The 18,829-nt window shown below is 55.7% G+C and carries 21 protein-coding genes; 9 read left to right on the plus strand and 12 right to left on the minus strand.

The features are described 5' to 3' along the window. Positions 1 to 18: 18 nt before the first annotated feature. The 4 genes from ACXAED_RS10820 (at position 19) to mgtE (ending at position 3,926) form a co-directional block, all read left to right on the plus strand. Positions 19 to 441: a hypothetical protein gene (locus ACXAED_RS10820; RefSeq protein ID WP_475049554.1), complete on the plus strand. Its 423-nt coding sequence runs from the start codon at positions 19 to 21 to the stop codon at positions 439 to 441. Positions 442 to 496: 55 nt separating this feature from the next. After that, positions 497 to 1,402 (plus strand): 30S ribosomal protein S6--L-glutamate ligase, encoded by a 906-nt coding sequence (rimK, locus tag ACXAED_RS10825; RefSeq protein WP_475049555.1) that lies wholly within the window; start codon positions 497 to 499, stop codon positions 1,400 to 1,402. Next, complete coding sequence (locus ACXAED_RS10830; protein WP_475049556.1) at positions 1,402 to 2,442, plus strand: succinylglutamate desuccinylase/aspartoacylase family protein; 1,041 nt, start codon at positions 1,402 to 1,404, stop codon at positions 2,440 to 2,442. The genes rimK and ACXAED_RS10830 overlap by 1 nt, the downstream gene beginning before the upstream one ends. A gap of 110 nt (positions 2,443 to 2,552) precedes the next feature. Then, positions 2,553 to 3,926, plus strand: coding sequence for a magnesium transporter (gene mgtE / locus ACXAED_RS10835; RefSeq protein WP_475049558.1), 1,374 nt, complete (start codon positions 2,553 to 2,555; stop codon positions 3,924 to 3,926). A gap of 759 nt (positions 3,927 to 4,685) precedes the next feature. Here the strand turns inward: mgtE and ACXAED_RS10840 are convergent. Next, entirely contained in the window at positions 4,686 to 6,068 is a 1,383-nt protein-coding gene (locus tag ACXAED_RS10840; protein ID WP_475049560.1) for a hypothetical protein, read from the minus strand. A gap of 441 nt (positions 6,069 to 6,509) precedes the next feature. Between ACXAED_RS10840 and ACXAED_RS10845 the strand changes: the two genes are divergently transcribed. Continuing rightward, the gene (locus ACXAED_RS10845) at positions 6,510 to 7,019 is read left to right on the plus strand and encodes a hypothetical protein (RefSeq protein WP_475049562.1); all 510 of its coding nucleotides are present in this window, start codon (positions 6,510 to 6,512) and stop codon (positions 7,017 to 7,019) included. Between the two features lie 191 nt (positions 7,020 to 7,210). Here the strand turns inward: ACXAED_RS10845 and ACXAED_RS10850 are convergent, their stop codons facing one another. Further along, a complete protein-coding gene (locus ACXAED_RS10850) occupies positions 7,211 to 8,203 on the minus strand; it encodes a Swt1 family HEPN domain-containing protein (protein ID WP_475049565.1) in 993 nt (330 codons plus the stop codon). A gap of 206 nt (positions 8,204 to 8,409) precedes the next feature. Next, the gene (locus tag ACXAED_RS10855; protein ID WP_475049567.1) at positions 8,410 to 8,892 is read right to left on the minus strand and encodes a hypothetical protein; all 483 of its coding nucleotides are present in this window, start codon (positions 8,890 to 8,892) and stop codon (positions 8,410 to 8,412) included. 485 nt (positions 8,893 to 9,377) lie between these two features. Between ACXAED_RS10855 and ACXAED_RS10860 the strand changes: the two genes are divergently transcribed. After that, positions 9,378 to 9,581 carry a hypothetical protein gene (locus ACXAED_RS10860; RefSeq protein WP_475049569.1) on the plus strand — a complete coding sequence of 68 codons (204 nt, stop codon included), beginning with the start codon at positions 9,378 to 9,380 and terminating at the stop codon, positions 9,579 to 9,581. Between the two features lie 170 nt (positions 9,582 to 9,751). Here the strand turns inward: ACXAED_RS10860 and ACXAED_RS10865 are convergent, their stop codons facing one another. The 7 genes from ACXAED_RS10865 to ACXAED_RS10895 all read right to left on the minus strand — a co-directional run bounded on the left by ACXAED_RS10865 (position 9,752) and on the right by ACXAED_RS10895 (position 15,304). Further along, the gene (locus ACXAED_RS10865; protein ID WP_475049571.1) at positions 9,752 to 10,075 is read right to left on the minus strand and encodes an H-NS histone family protein; all 324 of its coding nucleotides are present in this window, start codon (positions 10,073 to 10,075) and stop codon (positions 9,752 to 9,754) included. A gap of 420 nt (positions 10,076 to 10,495) precedes the next feature. Further along, the gene (locus tag ACXAED_RS10870; RefSeq protein WP_141889230.1) at positions 10,496 to 10,792 is read right to left on the minus strand and encodes a hypothetical protein; all 297 of its coding nucleotides are present in this window, start codon (positions 10,790 to 10,792) and stop codon (positions 10,496 to 10,498) included. Beyond that, positions 10,792 to 12,420, minus strand: a complete 1,629-nt coding sequence (tnpC, locus tag ACXAED_RS10875) for an IS66 family transposase (RefSeq protein ID WP_141889295.1) — start codon at positions 12,418 to 12,420, stop codon at positions 10,792 to 10,794. Before tnpC ends, ACXAED_RS10870 begins: the two co-directional genes overlap by 1 nt. A 62-nt stretch (positions 12,421 to 12,482) precedes the next feature. Then, positions 12,483 to 12,830, minus strand: coding sequence for an IS66 family insertion sequence element accessory protein TnpB (gene tnpB / locus ACXAED_RS10880; protein WP_141889229.1), 348 nt, complete (start codon positions 12,828 to 12,830; stop codon positions 12,483 to 12,485). Beyond that, positions 12,827 to 13,228, minus strand: coding sequence for an IS66-like element accessory protein TnpA (tnpA, locus tag ACXAED_RS10885; protein ID WP_167510219.1), 402 nt, complete (start codon positions 13,226 to 13,228; stop codon positions 12,827 to 12,829). Before tnpA ends, tnpB begins: the two co-directional genes overlap by 4 nt. A gap of 69 nt (positions 13,229 to 13,297) precedes the next feature. Further along, positions 13,298 to 14,293, minus strand: a complete 996-nt coding sequence (locus tag ACXAED_RS10890) for a hypothetical protein (RefSeq protein WP_475049574.1) — start codon at positions 14,291 to 14,293, stop codon at positions 13,298 to 13,300. 459 nt (positions 14,294 to 14,752) lie between these two features. Then, positions 14,753 to 15,304 (minus strand): hypothetical protein, encoded by a 552-nt coding sequence (locus ACXAED_RS10895; protein ID WP_475049577.1) that lies wholly within the window; start codon positions 15,302 to 15,304, stop codon positions 14,753 to 14,755. 641 nt (positions 15,305 to 15,945) lie between these two features. On the opposite strand from ACXAED_RS10895, the gene ACXAED_RS10900 reads away from it, so the two are divergent. Together ACXAED_RS10900 and ACXAED_RS10905 are read left to right on the plus strand one after the other, a co-directional pair. After that, entirely contained in the window at positions 15,946 to 16,287 is a 342-nt protein-coding gene (locus ACXAED_RS10900) for a hypothetical protein (RefSeq protein ID WP_475049578.1), read from the plus strand. 19 nt (positions 16,288 to 16,306) lie between these two features. Continuing rightward, positions 16,307 to 16,471: an antitoxin Xre/MbcA/ParS toxin-binding domain-containing protein gene (locus ACXAED_RS10905; protein ID WP_475053093.1), complete on the plus strand. Its 165-nt coding sequence runs from the start codon at positions 16,307 to 16,309 to the stop codon at positions 16,469 to 16,471. A 93-nt stretch (positions 16,472 to 16,564) separates the two neighbouring features. Here the strand turns inward: ACXAED_RS10905 and ACXAED_RS10910 are convergent, their stop codons facing one another. Both ACXAED_RS10910 and ACXAED_RS10915 read right to left on the minus strand, forming a co-directional pair. Then, complete coding sequence (locus tag ACXAED_RS10910; protein ID WP_475049579.1) at positions 16,565 to 16,921, minus strand: TA system antitoxin ParD family protein; 357 nt, start codon at positions 16,919 to 16,921, stop codon at positions 16,565 to 16,567. Between the two features lie 137 nt (positions 16,922 to 17,058). After that, positions 17,059 to 18,114 (minus strand): GSU2403 family nucleotidyltransferase fold protein, encoded by a 1,056-nt coding sequence (locus ACXAED_RS10915; protein ID WP_475049581.1) that lies wholly within the window; start codon positions 18,112 to 18,114, stop codon positions 17,059 to 17,061. A gap of 174 nt (positions 18,115 to 18,288) precedes the next feature. On the opposite strand from ACXAED_RS10915, the gene ACXAED_RS10920 reads away from it, so the two are divergent. Beyond that, the gene (locus tag ACXAED_RS10920; RefSeq protein WP_475049583.1) at positions 18,289 to 18,543 is read left to right on the plus strand and encodes a hypothetical protein; all 255 of its coding nucleotides are present in this window, start codon (positions 18,289 to 18,291) and stop codon (positions 18,541 to 18,543) included. Positions 18,544 to 18,829: the final 286 nt, after the last annotated feature.

Consider the following 18,829-nt stretch of genomic DNA (forward strand, 5'->3'; position numbering starts at 1 on the left):
ATGCGGAAGGGCTTTCCCATGTCGAATTGGAAGAAGCTGGCGCAAGCAGATTTCGGCTACATCGAGGCCTTGACTGCAACGGCGAAAGGCACGGTCATTGGCTACCGCCTTGTTGGCGCTTCAGCCGGCCCGCAATTGGTCGTCGCGGGGATCTGCCCGTCCTCTGAGCACGTATTTGACCGGCTGCTGTCGATCCCGACGTTGCCTTGGATGCGGGGAAGCCTTGTGCTGATCCGAACCAGCGCCTTGGACAATTTGCTGAGCGATCTGCCTTCGGTGTCGGTTCTTGGAGAAATCGACCGGACGATGGTGCTGCCGTTCTCAGACACAGAGAAAGCAGATGAGACGATCATCAGGCGCAGCTACCACCAGGTGCTCCGCGCCTGTGCAAGCCTTGGCATGATCTCCGGGCGCGGTGTGCCCTATTGCCGGGACAGCTGATCCTCCACCCGCCTTTCTGAAATTGCCCTCATAGTAACAACAAGGAGTCCCCGAAATGAAAATCGCTATGCTGGCGCGCAACTCCAAACTCTACTCGCATCAGCGGCTGAAAGAGGCCGCTGAAGTGCGCGGTCACACGCTCGACATCATCGACACTCTGCGCTGCTATATGAACATCGCCTCGCGCAAGCCTGAGATTTACCACAACGGCGAAAAGCTCACCGGGTATGACGCAGTCATCCCGCGGATCGGAGCGTCCGTAACATTTTATGGTACAGCAGTTTTACGCCAGTTTGAGATGATGGGTGTTTATCCTCTGAATGAAAGCGTCGCTATCGGCAGATCGCGGGACAAGCTCCGCTCGATGCAATTGATGGCCCGTGACGGGATCGGCCTCCCGGTCACCACCTTCGCCCATGACCCGAAGCAGACCGAAGAGGTGCTTGCACTGGCGGGCGGGGCACCTATCGTTATCAAACTCCTTGAAGGGACTCAGGGGATCGGCGTGGTTCTGGCCGATACAAACCGGTCCGCCAAATCGGTGGTGGAAGCGTTCCGCGGCGCAGGTGTGAACATCCTGATGCAGGAATTCATCAAGGAAGCTGGCGGCACAGACATCCGCGCAATCGTCGTGGGCGGGAAAGTTGTCGCAGCTATGAAGCGTACGGGCGCCGAGGGCGAATTCCGGTCGAACCTGCACCGCGGCGGCTCTGCGCAACTGGTGAAGCTTTCGGCCGAAGAACGCGCAACAGCGGTCCGCGCCGCCAAGACCATGGGGCTGAATGCCTGCGGCGTCGACATGCTCCGGGCTAATCACGGCCCTGTCATCATGGAAGTGAACTCATCGCCGGGTCTTGAGGGCGTGGAGAAGGCCACTGGCCTGGATATCGCGGGCATGATGATTGAGTACCTTGAAAAGAATGCCAGAAAGGGCGCTACCAAGACGAAAGGCAAGGGATAATGCCGCGCGCTGATTTCTGCATCGGAGATTACCGGATCGCCGCGGGCACCCGTCAAACGGTCGATCTTCCTGTCAGCGTGCTGTCCGACCATACCCCGGTAACTATGTCGGTGCATGTTCTGCACGGCAGACGCCTTGGGCCAACCCTGTTCGTGAGCGGTGGAATTCATGGTGACGAGGTGATCGGAGTGGAAATCATCCGGCGTGTTTTGAACACGCCGGGCCTGTCCAAGCTCAAAGGCACCCTTCTGGCAGTGCCGATTGTGAATACTTTCGGCTTTATCAACCACTCCCGTTATTTACCTGACCGCCGGGACCTGAACAGAGTCTTCCCGGGAAGCGCTGGCGGTTCGCTTGCCTCGCGGCTGGCCCACAAGTTCATGTCTGAAATCCTGGAGAAGTCGGATCTGGGCATTGATCTCCATTCAGCGGCCATACACCGCACAAACTACCCGCAAGTGCGTATCTCGCCTGACGACACAAAAATGGAAAACCTCGCCCAGGTGTTTGGTGCGCCGATTGTTATGCGGTCTGCCCTGAGGGACGGATCGCTCCGGCAGGCGGCGAAAGACGCTGGAAAAGATATTTTGCTGTTTGAAGCAGGAGAAGGCCTGAGATTCGATGAATTCTCGGTCCGGGCTGGCGTTGCTGGAATTCTTCGGGTCATGCGCCACTTGGCAATGATCCCGGCCAAGGGGGTATCCAAACCCAAGGCCGCCGCGCAATTCTGCCCCTCAAGCAAGTGGCTGTGCGCGCCGATGGGCGGCCTTATCCGAAGCTACAAAGCTGATGGGGAACTGGTTCGTGCAGGCGATTTGCTAGCCACGATTTCAGACCCCTTTGGCGAAGAAGAGCAGCATATCGAGGCACCATTCTCCGGCATCATTGTCGGCCGTGCCGTGATGCCGATTGTCAACGAAGGGGATGCAGTTTTTCACCTCGGCCGGGTCAGATCTTTGGTTCAAGCGGAAGATGCCGTCGAGGATCTAAATTCTCAGCTTACGGATGATCCGATGTTTTATGAAGATGAAATCATTTGACGCGCCCGTGCAGCGCTGAACGTGCACGTATCAATGATTGGCGTCTATTGGCCGAGAAAAAGAGCCTAACTTTCATAGTGGGATAGCAACCAGATCGGAGGGACGGAGCGATGGACGGGAAAACAGAGATTCTGCTGGAAGACGGCAACCTCTCGCAGCGCATCCGGGATGCCGTCGGGCAGTCCAGTGCGTCGGAGCTGGAGGACCTTCTGGATCCGCTGAGCAGCAGCGAAGCCCTCCGCGAGCTCCTGCTGCTGTCCCCGGCTGAGCGGGACACCGTTCTGGAGATCGTGCCGGTTGGTCTGGCGGCGGGTCTGGTCGAAGAAGCACCAAACGAGATGGCGGTCGAGCTGGTCGAGCGGCTCGAGCCGGAACGTGCCGCCGAAATCCTGGAACAGCTCGATTCCGACATCCAGGCAGATGTCATCGGCGAGCTGGATGAAACCGACGCCGAGGCAATCCTATCCGAAATGGACGAGGAAGAAGCCGCGGACGTTCGCCTTCTCAGCACCTATGAGGACGACACCGCGGGCGGCCTGATGATGACAGAGGTGTTCCGGTTCAGCGACACCCAGACCGTGGGCAATGTCCTGCGTTATCTGGCGTCGGACGACGACGATTTTGAGCGCTACCGCGGACAGCACCCATATATTGTCGACCAGGACAACCGGGCGGTGGGCGTGGTCTCGCTGCGCAGCCTGCTGACCGCCAAGCGCAGCGAAAAGCTGACCGCCATCATGGTGCCGCCGCTGACGGTGCCGCTGGATATGCGGCTGGAAGAGCTTGAGGATGTGTTCGGCGAGCATCCCTTCCTCGGGGTGCCGGTTGTCGATGCCGATGGCACGTTGGCCGGCGTTGTCTCCCGCTCGGCCGTGGCCGAAGCCACCCTGGAACGGTCGGAAAGCGAAAGCCTGAAACGCCAGGGTGTTGTTGGCGATGAACTGCGCTCGATGCCGCTGATGCTGCGGTCGCGGCGGCGGCTCGCGTGGCTGGCAGCAAACATCGTCCTGAACATCATCGCGGCCAGCGTGATTTCCGCCTATGAGGAGACGCTTGCGGCGGTGATCGCTCTGGCCATTTTCCTGCCGATGGTCTCCGACATGAGCGGCTGCTCCGGCAACCAGGCCGTCGGCGTTACCATGCGCGAACTAAGTCTTGGCCTGGTGCGGCCGATGGATGCTGCCCGGGTCTGGCTCAAGGAGATCTCGGTCGGGGTTATCAACGGAATTGCGCTTGGCATCCTGATCGGCCTTGTCGCCTGGCTATGGAAGGGTAATCCGGCCTTGGGTATCGTAATCGGCGTCGCGCTGGCCCTGAACACCATGCTGGCAGTGTCCATAGGCGGGGTGGTGCCGCTGTTTCTGAAACGGCTGGGCCAGGACCCCGCCGCGGCAAGCGGCCCGCTTTTAACCACGATCACCGACATGGCCGGCTTCTTCTTTGTTCTCAGCCTCGCTACGCTGCTGATGCCCTGGCTGATCTGAGTAACCTGACTGCAGCAAATGAGCGGTCGAGCTCTGCCGAAATTCGCGGACCCGAATGACAGCAAGCGAAAAACTTGCAGCGCTGTCGAAAATTCAGCGCTGCGGGGGAGATGATTTTCTGCGTCAGCAATAGCTGCAAGAGCGAAAAAGCGGCTCCGTCCGACTCCTTGGTGATCGACCCTGGATGCAACGAAAGGACGGTTTGAGATTTGGGCATCTATGTGACTTTGAATGACTGGTCTGGTGACATCGCCTGCAACGAAGCGGTGAACGTGCCCCGTCTGCGAGTAGATGCTGCGTCAGCAAACACCCGGAAAGGCAACGGCGGCAAAGTCCGGCCCACTGCTAGTTCACGGGACACGCAGCGAAAGTCGATCCACCCCAGACCGGCCCTTGGTGCAGATCGCAGCGAAGGTGTCAGGAGAGCCCAAACTTCAAAATGCCGCGCTTCGGAAGAACGTCGGCTTCTTCGGACAAGTTGAAATACATGCCGAAATGAAGCGGAGTTTTGCCAAGGGTTGGTGGCATAGGATTTGTCACCGACGACGGTCACTGCAGTGTCAAACCCGAAAACGACCGTAAGTGGCGCATTGGTTTTTCTATGTGGTGTTGGTCAAGCGACCTTCTCGATCAGCTCATGCTGGGCCTTTTCCTTTCTCGGGTTTACTAGGGTACCCTACCTTGCTGGAAGACCAGTCGTATCATGAATTCACCGAAATCACTGTACGGTCAACACCACAGATAGGTGGTCCGAGGATTTCAGGTCTCTGGCGGACGGCGCAGGTTCCGCATATATTTCCTTGCTGCAACGTCTCGCTCCCGCTGCTCTTGCGTCGGGTCGCCTACCACTTTCGACACAAAGTTAAGAACGTCCGGCCCGACGTGGCGGCGGCGCTGGACGCGAGCTACTAGCTTGTTGGCGACAGTGTTCAAGACAGTCGCCGTTCCGGCCGAGTATAGTAGATTCGCGCCGACATTCGAATTCATGTACTGGTTCAACCAGTCAAGTCCGACATAGGAGGCTGCGGAAATTGAAAGCCAAGTCGCCGCCGATCCTGCATAATTTTGCGCAAAGTCGGTAGACAGACTGATATGAGCCGGTGGCGGCGTCCTTTGATTGGCTGACAGTTCGTGCATTCCGTCCTGAATATGCTGGATGTAGTCGCCGCGACTGGACGCAGCCGCTGCATCGCGCATGATCTCGCGGACCCGGCCCCAATACTCGTCGTCGATCAAGCCGACCAAAATCTCGGCGGCCTCGCGCTTGGTCCGGGGCTCCTGCTCTGGGATAAACTGGAACAGAAATTTCGGGGGAAGGACGAGTTCAGCGAACACGTCACGCGGATTTCCTGCGAAAGCCGCCTCGGCAAGGTAGTCAAAGGCGAGCGCGACCTTCCGAAAATCGTCCTCTACAAACATCGGATCAAGGTCATGCGCCTCGGCAAGCGCCAGATTGCCGTGTATCCAGGGTATCCCCGCTGCCGCCCGACGATCATCCTCTGACAGCGTACCATCCATCGTGCGGTTCAGAACATCTTGCTCGATGAACTCGCTTTTCCAAGGATTTTGATGCGGATAAGGTGGTTGCACCGCGCCAAATGCTGTGCGCTCGGACATCACAGCCATCTGGCCGGTGCCGAAAAGCGGCGAATAGTCGATGAGCAGATCGACAAATTCAAGGAAATGGGCTCTGCTGTGATGATGTTGCAGTTCTTCCTTGGTTAGGGATTTGCAGATTTCGCTCGGAACGGCGACTGCATCGGTGAAGACAATACCGGGATAGAACAGGGGGCCGAAGAAGGCGAAACGGGCATCGAGGCCACCTTGGCCGCTGCTGGGGCCCGCTGTGCCGAGCTGGTTCCAAACAAATGGTCGGCGCGGAGTCGCGCGCCCAGACTCTGCAGGCCGGCTCCGCTCGCCGCTGAGATCGGGAATAGCAAACCCTGCGTAATTCTCGTGGAAATCATGCCATGCGCTCCAAAGTTCGCCGAACCAGTCGGGACCACGGCTTGCAAAATAGCCGCGCAATTTTTCCCGGTCGCCTGCATTTAAGTCTTGTCCAGAAATGCGGGAGAACCACTGAAAGAACGTCTCGTCCGATCGTTTCCCGCGATCCAGCGCATCTTCCGGAGATGGTTTCATGGCAACATAAAAAACTGTTAACAACGCCAGCTAGCTTAATGCTAATATCAAAACAATTCAAGCGGGAAGCGCTGCGCTCACAGCAAAGTGGAGCATGGCGCTCGTGTGACTGTTTGCCGAAGCCGATTGGTTTCGGTCATCTGCGAAAACCACCGTTTTGACGTGCACCCAAAAGTAGCCATTGGCCAAGCCGCAGCGAAAGTTCATTTTGTCCGGCATAGCGGCTGCTCGTTCCGGCGGTTTCTGGACGCCTGGCCTCGCCAGTCAGCGAAGGGCAGCAAGGAGCCCTAATCACTGCGGTTTGCCACGCTAAGTTCGCGCGTGCAGCAAGGTTCCTCCCGTCGCTAACGGCCCAAAGCGGCCGCTCATATCAGCCTCTTTGCCGCAGGGCAGCTTGCCGGAAGCGGACATTGAATGCTACCTGTAGTGAAGCAAACAACGATGGTTAACGTCCAGCAGGAGGCGACGATTTTGGCGGGTGTTGAGGTGAACTATTCGAAGACCGATGAACACCCGGCAGGAGCCGACCTGCTCTTCAAAGTCATGATGCGCCTTGAATTTGGCCTCAAAGAAATCGGCTATTGTAAAACCGAAAGAAACCAGAACGCTGAGGTTGATTGGGACAGGTTTGCCAATAAAAGTCTTGGCGCACCGTTTTTTGATGCGATGAAGGCGGCGGGTAACGTGAACGTTCTGCTCCAGACGCCGCCAAAGCGGCAAATCGTCGACGGGCAAGGCTACCTGAATTGGGAGCAGGTAGGCGCAGTTTCAAACGTCCAGGAGTTAATAGGCTCTCTTCGACGAGTCAGAAACAACCTCTTCCACGGAGGCAAGAGCGGTGACCCAGATAAAGATCGAAACGACGAATTGGTCGGAAACGCGCTCTCTTTGATAGATGCCATTTTGCAGCATGACCATGATTTACGGATGATGTTCGAAGGAAACTATTGAGCTGCGTCCGAGGCCGGCCCATTGCGGACATTCATGAAAAGCTCCCTACGGGCCAGATCTAACAACAGGCCGATAGCGGTGGCCGGACCAGCATCGCCGAGAAGCAAAATATAGCGGCGAGGAGTAGATAAAGCGCACAGAAATGATGCGACGCAACTCGGTCAGCGTTAGAGGAAGCGGGAAAGCGCAGCTCACACATTGAAGAAGGAACAAGGCATATCGGGACACAAAAATGTCAGAGGGTCATCTGGCGCGAGAACGTATTCCGGCCATTGTGTGGCTATGGACTTCACATCGCCCGCCGCTGGATATCTTCCCACTGCGTTTCGAGCCCATCTCTCCGTTTCTGTGATCAACTCAATAGCCTTATCAGCCCCCTCTACACACGGAAGAACAATCCGCACTGCGGAGCAATTTGCATCACATTCAATTGTAACGAAGTGTCTATGTAGGCGCTTAGTGCTTTGCAACAGTCGTTGGAAGTCGAATTTCCGATCAAAAGACATTAGAGTCACATCATAGAGCACCCCACTCCCCTCTTTGACTTCAGAGTTTTTATCGAACCACGGGCGGTAACTCTTGTTGACTTGAACTCCGACCACCATCGTCTTGTCCACTATTCCGATGCGAGCCCACTCTTTCGGGTTGACCTCACCCCACGGAAGTGGGTCCAAGTGGAGAAAATGCTTCGTTACGGCATCGGAATCTGGAGGCAAAGCCGGTTGAATATCATTGAAGCTGGTGCAGAAACTCCAAAATCCCTTATCTATATCTCGCAGAAAGCTCTCGATACGCTGCAGATCATCAGAGTGAGTGGATCTAAAGTGAGCGATCCTGTTTCGAATTTGATATATCTCGCTCGCCTTCGCCTTCCACACCTTTTTGGGTGGAAAATACTTTTCAAATAGCCTCCAGTTTTGATCGATCAGTTCCAACAACTGCCATAGTTGAGCGTAGCTCAGATCATTGGTTTCGGGTGTTTCCATGTGGGTAAAGGCTTTGTCTTCGCTCTGAATATCAGATGTTGACTTTAGACCAACAGACCAAGCATCACCTTCTTGCGCACGTCTCTCAACGTATACCATACGCCGCAGCCATGTTTCGAATTGCCAAAGACGAGCATATATTTTTAGCGTGTTGTCATCGAAGTCGATAATTTTTTTGACGTAACTTGATGCTTTCATCTCTTAAAATTCCATGCTCAATTAGTGTTCGTTATAGCCATACGAGGCCCGGTTGGGAGCGGCTGCACTGCCCGCGTGGTTCTTTCTGTCATTGACGACATAGGAAAGGATGTTATGTTTGACGGAGAGCGGCATCTAACGAATATTCCCAATATGAAAATGATGAAAATTCTGCCGGACAATAAAATCTGAATTTTCCTTGTTGTTCATGTGTTTGCAAGCTCTATAGTTGCAACAATTTTAGAGACCTGCACGTTCGCCGTATTGCGGTCTTCGAGAGCATAGATCATCTTCATTTCTGAAACTGGGCTGTCCGGAAATTCGTGAATTTCATCCCCTTTCTCCATAAGCTCGACCTCCAGCCACCGCCCATCATCGGAGATCTTCTTTATCTGGTGAATGGGCAGGACTGTGTTGTTGTCCATCAAAAGCCCGAAATACCAGAAATCGGTAGCCATCCTCTCGACAAACCAAGCAGGAAGGACTTCCGCCATTTTCCCTGGTTCGTCAATCATTGCCACCTTTTTTGTAAGAATATCGAGTTGGCTTTGCGCGACCGCAGCAGAACGCTCAGACGCCTTTGCTGCTCGGTGGGCTGACCACCAGCTAAATGCTGCAACTGCCAAGGCACTAAGTGCTATTCCGTCATCGATCCCGACACTCAGTAGCAGCTCTTTGATCAAGCTCATCGGAGAGTCCCCATGTATAACTTACTGCTCACGTTGAAATAGTCATGTTGGCACCCCCTGGTCCCAGTAGAATTCATCCCAGCAGGGTGTCAAGAACGCTACTGGACGGAGAAATATTGCAGTTCACGAGCGAAGCAGCGAATGACCGCTTTCCGCCCTTCTTTCAGGTCGCCTTCGCTACTGCAGCGACGATTGAGCACTTGCGGCGAACGGCGGGAAGGTCCCGCAGACTGGGAGTTCGATCATCTCCAGATTTTGCTCGCGCAGGCGACGATCGGTTTTGTTTGACTGCGTGTGCCGCCAACCAAGACCTGTCTTCCAGATCCCCGAAGAACTATGGCAGCCCAATACTGTCGTGAAGGGCCCCAAACCGCTCATCCGGCGAAAGTATTCAGATGACCGCGCTGTCCCGCTTCCCCAATTATTTAATGCCAGATTAACCCAGTGTTGCGATGGTAGGCGAGTATTAACTTTAAGGATTGGATATGGAAAAAATTGCCGCCATCGAGCTGCCTGCTGAAAGTACAAATGCTTTCGAGATTTTGGCGATCTGTCGAAACGCAGCTGAAAAAGCCAGCGTAGAGGAACCCAGAATTGATAGCTTCTTGAAGAAGGCGGTTTCTGGGGATTTCGAGCACTTGCTCCGCTCAGTCAAAGCCCATTTCTACATTGCGCATGCTGTCAGATAGATTTTGAGCAGCTCCCCTTAGATGGATGCTGTAAGTTCTTTAAACAGTGGTTGAACGGTCTTTTCGGGGACCCAACAACTCAGTAAAAAGCCAGGCGGCGGTCAGCCGCCTGTGCTCAGGAATGTGGGAACTGATCGGGAAGAAGAGTACCTCTCCCGTCATCCAATGCTTCAGATTTCGATGTCCTCTAGAGACTTGCCAGCTTCCAAGGCCTCATGAACCCAGCCAGGTTTGCGACCACGTCCGCTCCAAGTCTGCGAGGGGTCATTGGGGTTGGCGTACTTCGCGGCTGCTTTCGAACCTGACTTACGGCCTTTGCCGCTGTGCAGAGCAACAACTTCTTCAAAGCTAACGCCGTGCTTTTCAGCGATGGCGAGCATCTCATTGTAAGCATTCTGCTTGGCCTTTTCAGCAACTTGGGCCTTGCGAGCCTCAATTTCTTGAGAGAGTGCTTCAAGTTCAGAAACGTTGAGGCCGGTAATATCAATTTCCATAGTTCACCTTTTTCAGTTTTGCACGGTCAAATCAGAAAAGTGACATCGGGGCAAGCTTAAGAGGTGTAGAGTGCAGGTTTCTTACGGCAAGAAAAGACCAGTGATGCATGATGTAGCCCATTCGGCGTCAGCTCTCAATTAAAGGATCTCCAGAACAGCATGCCTCAGTCAAAGTGGCGCCTCTCAAGGAGAAAGGTGCTTAGCTGGATTTCGTGCCCATCGCTAAAAGTAAGATAGGCACCTAATATGGTTCTTGTGGCTGTTCCTCATCGGTTACGAAGGTGCCATTAGGGGGGCAACAATGCCACGCCTCGTACCATCAAGGATTTCGGAGACGTGCCTGATTTTTCCTTTTTTCGGTCTGGCAAGCATCCAGGGAACTTCTTCATGAATAAACGCTGGACCGTAAGCGCCCGATTTTTACCGCAGCGGTTGATTGTTGACGCGGGCGATGATGCCGGGCTCAGCGACGAAGTCTTCGAGGAAGCTGTGCCAAGCCTCAACGGACACTCGTGCTGATGCCAGCATGTCGCGCAATTCGTCGATGCCCTCGTCGGTCAGCGCCGTAATGTAGTCGTCCCGTCCGATGTGGACGCTGACGATGTTGCCGTAGGAGAGGTTGTCGTCGTTGCTGACGATGGCCTCGAGAAGTCCAGGATCCTCGCCCAGCAGGCTGGCGACATGGGCGATGGAGCAGACGTAGGTCGTCGCTGCCATCACGCAGCCTCGCTGCGGCTCTGATCTGCCGGCTTCCAGTTCCAAGGGAGCAATTCGGCCAGCCGGTTGACCATGTGATCGTGGATACGGTCCAAGACATCTGCGAGGTAGGCCTGCGGATCGAGGCCGTTCATCTTTGCCGTCTCGATGACGGTCATGGCGCGGGCGAGCGTTTCACCGCCGGTATCCGAACCCGCGAATAGCCAGTTCCGCCTGCCAACGCCAATGGGCCGCAGCGCGCGCTCGGCGGGATTGTTGTCGATGGCCACGCGCCCGTCCTCCAGAAACAGCGTGAATGAAGCCCAACGGCTCAGCCCGTAGCGGAACGCCTTGGCCAGATCACTCTTACCGGGAATACGGGTGAGCTGCCTTTCGGCCCAGTCCCGGAACGCATCAACCTTGGGCTTGCTTTCCTTTTGGCGCACGGCCAGCCGCAGTTCGGCAGGCTTGCCGCTGATTTCTCGTTCGATGTCGTAGAGCTTGCCGATACGGTCGAGCGCCTCGCGCGCGATTGCGGATTTCGTCGCGGTCCAGACATCGTGAAAGTCGCGGCGAAGATGCGCCCAGCACGCGGCCTCCCGGAACTGGCTCTTGCCGTCCAGGTCCGCGGCATAGAGCTTGGCATACCCCTTGTAGCCATCAGCCTGGAGAATGCCGCTGGTCTCGCCAAGATGGGCGAGGACATGCTCTTCCTTCCAGTCCGGGGCAAAGTGATAGACCGCACCGGGCGGGGCCGTGCCCGCCCATGGGCGCTGATCCCGGACATAGGCCCAGATCCGGCCTTTCTTGACGCCCTTTCCGAGCCCCTTGTCGCGGCGGCCGCGATCGAGAACCCGGATGGGCGTGTCATCTGCGTGCAGAAGATTGCTGGCCATGATCTCGGCCTCGATCTTCTCGATCAGCGGCGCCAGCGCCTTCATTGCCCCGCCGCACCAGTCGACCAGGGTCGTGTCCGGGATGTCTGCCCCCATGCGGGCGAAGATCTCGTTCTGACGATACAACGGCACGTGGTCGTCGAACTTCGAGGTCAGCACATAAGCCAGAAGGTTCGGGCCCGCCATGCTCCGTGGGATCGGACGGCTGGGTGCCGGGCTTTGAACCATACGCTCGCAGCGCCGGCAGGATTTCTTGATACGCGCGATCTCGATGACCTTCAGCTGGGCTGCAATCATGTCGATCAGCTCGCTGACATCCTCCCCGACCACACGCAGATCGCCCCCGCAATCCGGGCAACTGTCGCCGGGGTCAAGCTCGCGGCGTTCGCGCGGCGTGTCCTGCGACACCTTCGGACGGCGGCGCCTCGACTCCCGCGGTTCGGCTGGTTCCGGGGTCTGGTTGTCCGTCTCCGGCTCATCGTCGCCCTCCGGCGGCAGTTCATCCGCCTCGGCGAGCGCAACCTGCAGGTCCTCCAGCGCCAGTTCCAGTTGCTCGATCTCCCGCTCGATCTTTTCCGAACTGGAGCCGAATTTCTGCTTCTGCAATCTGGCAATCCGGACGCGCAGCGCCTGAACCAGCAGATCATGCGCCCGCAAACTGGCGGACATCTTCTGGTTTTCCGCCTGCAACGCGGCGATCATCGCCTTCAGAACGGCGGGATCATTGGGGAGAGGCGTGGCTTCTACGGACATGGTGGTGGATACCATTCTCCAAGGTCGGACGCCATAAAAACAAACGATTCCAGGGAGATAAATCAGCCCGTCCGGGCTGGTGGCGCGCCCCAATCCGGCCTGCGCCAGTCGATCCCCTCCCAGAGCATGGCCAATTGAGCGGCGGTCAGACGCACGCTGCCATCCGTCGCCGCAGGCCATGGGAAACGACCCTTCTCCAGGACTTTGTAATACAGGCAAAAGCCCTGGCCATCCCAATACAGAAGCTTCACCCTGTCGCCGCGGCGCCCTCGAAACGCGAACACGGCACCGTTCGATGGCCGCTGCCTCAAGACATCCTGCGCGATCGCTGAAAGCCCCGCGATACCTTTGCGCATATCAGTGTGACCGCAGGCCAGGTAAACGCGAATGCCGGTTCCCGGGCCGATCATGCCGCCTCCACCGCCTGGATCAAACGGGTCAGCACCGCCGCATCCACATGGGCATCGACCCGCAAGCTGCGACCATTGCGTAGAACCACCTCAATCAACGCCAAGCTCGCTTCAGGGGCGCACGCTTCCTGCGGTTCCGGCGGCGACGTAATATCGACGGGCAGGAATAGCGTCGCGTCGTCTGGCGTCAGAAGCCCCTTCCTCCTCAGCTCGTATCGCCAGGCATAGATCTGCTGCCGCCTGATCTCGTGGCGCTGTGCGACCTGCGACACGGTCGCGCCGTTCACCCCGACCGAAAGCACAATCGCCAACTTCTCGTCGTCACTCCAGCGGCGCCGACGCTCCAAGCCAAGAATTTCGCCCCGCACAGCTGCCTCCCTCCCTGTAGGAGACGTCATTAAAGACGTCTTTATGGACGTTTCTTACCAATCTCCAGGACACACGAGCAGGCGGTTCAAATCGGGCGGTTACGCTGGACCCCGTTGCGTGGGGTGAAAAATAGCAGCCCTGACTGAACCAGCATCGGCTGAAGTAAGCGGTATCGCGACGTCATAGTATTCCTTGTTAGCCTTGATGGCCTGGCTGTGCGCTGAGGTCGAGCAGCTTGCCACAATTCCATTCCATGCCTGCAGTGTTAAGGATTCCAAGCTTAGTTCGCCGAAAGAGCGGTCATGACCGAAACTTGCCAAATGCACCATTGGCGGGCTGTCAAAGTAAGGGAAATGCGAAAACCAAGCCCCAAAGCCGCCCGGAACGTCATCTGCAGGGCCGAGAATGCAAAGCAGTTGGGAGCTACCGTTCTGCATCTCACTAGCTTGTAGTTCAAACTTGGCACGTGGGTCGACTTGGTATCCGGAAGACTTTGCATCTCTCAGAGCCTGATGGAGACTCCATTCCAGTTTCATAGCGGCCGCGAGGTTGTCTTCCAGAGTTTCGAAGCTGCCTGGTATGACAGTTGCGCGGGCAACTGGTACGGTCTCCATTTCCTCGTGCCCAACGAAATAGACCCGCGCTGGATAATCATATACGCCGCGTCTTTCGACGCTGATCCAAACGTGAAGAGTATCATCACCCCATTTATTGTGTCTGGTTTGGGGTTTTCCAAAGAGGTTTGGGTCAGGTTCGATCTTGCTCCAGTCGAGAATATGAGAAAGATAGCGACGTTCTAGTACTCCAACTTCTTTCCGTGATGGCGGGGAGGTCAATGTCCGCTTCGCCGGATCAAAACTCCAGGCCAGGGCTGCGAGGTCACGCCACGAAGCTTGCTCCAGAAGCTCTTCCTCGAAAGGTCCGCCAAAGCCGCTATGAGGGACAAGTTTCTTCCGCCGCATTCGACAAAACTCTTCTTGGGCGATTTGGTCGAGTGCCCTGGTGAAAGGCAGCTTTCTGTCGTTTTGACGTTGGCGCGCGGCTTTCTTCAAGACGTCGAGGGCTGTCCCTGTGGGCGAGACGAGGTGAACCATGAGTGAATCTCCATTGGTGCGGAGCTGCCAGGAGAGCCCTCGCACCGAGATACAGTGCTAGGTTCAAAGTTGTTCATCCGCAGGCAAATGCCCTTCGATTGGTTCCTGGCCTTTGGTTCGGGGCAGCGGAGGCGCCCAGTGCCTGTAGTCAAGCACGAGTGACATCAATGAGCAAGCTGGCTGTCAATGCGTAGCAATGGAGCAAGCTCGGACTGTTGGTGGTGCAGAATTCGTTCACTTCTCGGACAAATCGTTTGCCCAAACTAATGGTAAACGCCCGTTGCTTCTCGAGTTGGATGCATGGCCTGGCCAAGAATTCCAGGTAGGGCGATCATGAACACCAGAAGCTTAGCAAGCTGAAGCGGCCGGTGCTCAGTCAGCCGCCTCAGTAAAATGAAACTCGCAGCTATTGAATAAGTGGTGGATCAACGGAAACAAGCCACTCGTGCACCGGCTCAATTACATGTTTAGCGAATTGGGTTTTGTTCCGCGGCCCTCAAAAAGTGCATCTTCAGAAACCCGAACAGAGGCTTTCGGTAACCTAGAGTGAAAGACATCAGCAACCGAGTTCACGCACCCCCACTTCCCATGCTCAGTGGCCCATGCTCCGGTGACAACGACTTCATCCGAGGTTAAGTAACTGGAAATGTACTCCGCTGCTTCCTCCTGGCCCGAAAACTCCATCGGCTGGGTGTAGCTCCCAAAACCATGCCAGCCTTCGAATGGCCTTTCCCCTCCGTCACAGCCCCATACACGCAAAGCTGTGAAAGTCCCCAACTGCCCCATTCTAGTTGCGAAAGTGATTGCGTTAGATAAACCTGTTTGGATGACGTCTTCGAATTCTTCGCTAATTTCATCGGAAAGAAAACCATCTATCACAATGAGGTTCCCCTGGTGCCCCGAGATCTCTTCCATTATCCGGTTTCGGCATTCCCAGGCTGCACGCTTTCCAACGGAAAAGTCGGCGCTCCCAAACAGGCTCCCCGGGTGCACAACAACAAGTGTCTTCATATCAGTTCCTTCGTTTTTATTTCCTTCTCTTGATAAATTGGTAACGTTTCGCTGGGTTTAAAAATGGGGCAGTTCCGTGATGTAGGGGTTGTTTTGCGCTTGGGTTGTTGAACTCAAGAGAAGGCAGCTAGGGAAGTTATTCTCTAGACTGCTTCGGAAGGGCAGAAGTCACTCTCACCGTTCTCGTTGCCTTCCATTGGGACGTTTTCGAAACTGGCAACGAGAGCTGGCGCTTCAATAACCGGGGATAGTCGAGCCGACGCTAGCCCGACATGGCTTCGCTTTGTGGAGGCTACACCGCATCGGGCCAGCTAATCGCGCGTCAAATAGGGGGCTAATTTTGGATACCTATACCGTGGTCGACTTTCGCACCGCCGTTCTCAGCAGCTTTTGATCGTCTGGTCAGGGTGGGCTGGAACGTGCTCTTCCGTGGCAATTGACCGAACAGACCAACTCGACTTACGATGCGACCATGACCTTCGCCTTCTATACGCCGCAACGAATATCCGCCTGATCAGAGATCAGACAGCGGAAGCGGCGTAGTGCGGGACGGGCCTTATACCCCCAGTAGCTCCAGATCAGAGTGTACCCCCGGGTGCAAATCCCGGCGTTTCCACCAAGATTTATTGGAGGAAAGAGGTATGTCACGAGATGATTTGAGATGCGCGACCGCTCGCGAGCTCTTGCAGGAGATCAGTTCCCGATTGAGGGAAACACACTCAGATCCCGTCGGCTTCATCTGGTCAAGATTGTTTCCGGACATTCAGTATGAGCCGTCCAACCAGGAACACCGCAGGCTGGTGGAAACAGCAACAGACTGGCTCGAAGCTGAGCTGGCCTTTCTTCATCGCTCGTTGAATGCAGATCGCCCATTTGGTGTCGATGACGCGATCTCCGTGCTGCATGACCGCGTGAATTACATCGAGAAATCAATGGCACTTCCAAAGCGTAGAGACACTGGGAGCGGACGTTATGACGGCTGAAGAGCGTGTAATCGTCAAGATGCTTGTGGCATGGTCTGAAAGCCCCAAGTACGCCCGAAGCTGGCTGAAAAGGAAGCACCACGCATTCAGCGGGAGACGGCCGATTGACCTTTGTAACAGTGGTGAGGTGTTTCGCGTAGCTCGTTACATTCGAGACTTGAAACGCGAAGCTTGGAAAATGTGAACAGTGCCGCTGCCATGGGCTAAGATATTTCCGCCTGCCAAGAGGCAATCAGTCCTGGCCGACAAGCGTCCCCATGTGAGGTAAGGTTCGGCCTCAACCGGCGGTGCCGTGCTTGGCGTAGACGAGGTTGCCCTCAGCATCGAGGCCAACTCCGCGGCCGAGTGATTGGCGCCGGCGAAAGAAATTCTCTTCAGCTTCCGTCGGATGCCCCATCTTTTTGGTGAATGTATCCAGCCACGCGTCTTCCTCATCATCATGCGGTCGCGTGGAGGCATGATCGTTTTCAAGCGCGGCGGTGATGCGGGCGTAGTCGAAACTGCCGGAGCGCTCGATGGCCCGGCCAATTTTCAGCCAGTGGGTGACCTGACCAGTCAATGAGCGGCCATTCAATCGTGCCTCGCGGCGGACCAAGGCCATGATCTCATCAGCAAGTTTCACAGTTTGGGCCATATTCGGTACCTGAACTGATTAATGGGTAGCGACAGGTCATCTTAGCCCCAAAATTTGATCGTCGTCACCCGGCGGGAAGCAAAGGCGTGGGCTTGTTCTCTCCTGTTGCTCTGCTAACTCCCAACCATGGGCCTTGGTCAGATTTCCAGCCCGGTGAGGGCCATCAGGCGCTCTTTGATGCCACCATCAATTATGTTGGTAGCCTGGTGTAACGCCTCTGACCACATCGGTCCCCTTAGAAAAGCCTCGTTCCAAACACGCTGAAGTTCATATGGCCGATCTTCGAGCAGCACTTCGATGAGCACTTGGGCTTGAGCCAAGTCTTTGCGGGTCTTGGCCTGGCTCTGGGCTAAGCCCTTGTGCATGCGAGACACGATAAGCTTATGCACGGCGTAGCGCTCTGGCGCAGGCACGTTAATCGGAATACCGATGCCGTGAAGGGCAACTGCGTTGATTGCCCCTTTGATGAGGAAACCATGACAAAGGTGGATCTCGTCACCGCCCTGGATCGCATTTCTCTCTGCGCTACGGCCGCGGCGTTCAGAGCCCGCAAGGGAGTGCAGGACATGGACAGAGAACTCTTCCTGAGTTTCAGGGGCGAGCACATATTTCAGGGATTTCGTGCTGTCGAACGCTTGAGGTGCAAGCCGAAATCTCTCGTCTACACGGTGCAAGAGGGACAGCAGATCACCCTTGATCTGTTTGTCGACGTAGATAGAGACTGAGTGGAGTTGGGTGGGATCGGAAGTCTGGGCAATCCTCTTTTTGAAACGAACGCCCAGCATCGCACCGTAGGTCTGGAACGCGATGGTGCCAACGACGACGGTCTGCAGACGGGATACGCCCGCTTCACAGAGAGCCGAAAGAACTTTGCCGCTCATGGCATCTGGTGCCGGCAGCCCTGCCGCTCTCAGCGCGCGGATCATTGAAATGCGGTCCCTGCGGATGCGCTTGAGGTCGCGCAACTCATCCACTCGCTGACGCACAGCGCTGGTGTTGGGGCCAAGATAGAGGTCCTTACGTGAACCGGTTCCAACAGGAGAAGTCTTGAAATACCAGTAATCACGACCTTTCAGGGACCGCTTGTAAGGCGTGCCGCCAGCTTCGAGCAACTCTGCGTACGAGCCGCCCCAACTTCGGTCGACCACTTCAGCATAGAGCGTCTGAAGTGACACGGGCAGCCATTCGACCAAGGTTTTGATCCCTTAAGCAACAAGAGGTTCCAGACAAAAATTAGGTAGTGTCTGTAACACACATTTCAACGAGATTCGAATGTAAGCACCAAAGGGAGTGCAACCTTCTTGCGACACCGACAAATCCTCATTACCCCGGTTGAAGTGCTACGGCGTTTGAACCGGGGAAGTGATATGAGTGACGAAACGGTGCTGCAGTCTTGGCAAAAACTGCATGATTGCATCCTGGCAGCGCTGATTGCGCACGGATCTGATCGCGACGTCAAAGATTTTGAGAGTTGGTTTGCTCAGGAAGCGAAGACGGCTCCTGCGCCTGCAATTCTTCACGCCTCCGTTGGCCTGGACGGGCTTAAAGTTGGCTATCAAGGCGCTGACGATGTTGTCGATAGATTGTTTTGCGCAATGATGAATGTCAGTCGTGATGACTGACTGACTGTGTGCGGGGGACCGATCTGAGGGATCTGATCTGGTTAATCGTGCAAGACTGGCCTTAGAAGCTCTTTCCCTTGCCTCATTGATGTTTGGACGCTCACCAATAACCCCAGCCGCAGCAGATAGCATCAGTAAAACTTTGGGTTGTCCAGTGTGGAGTCTGATGCGCTATATGTAGAGCTGGGATGTGCTTGAGTTGATTTTCTGACGGCCCTTGCAACTTCATTGCGAGGTAGGCGCAGCGAACGCGCAAACCTATGGGCAAAATGAGCAAAACTATGCG

This window comes from Leisingera sp. ABM4_103, assembly GCF_056158685.1.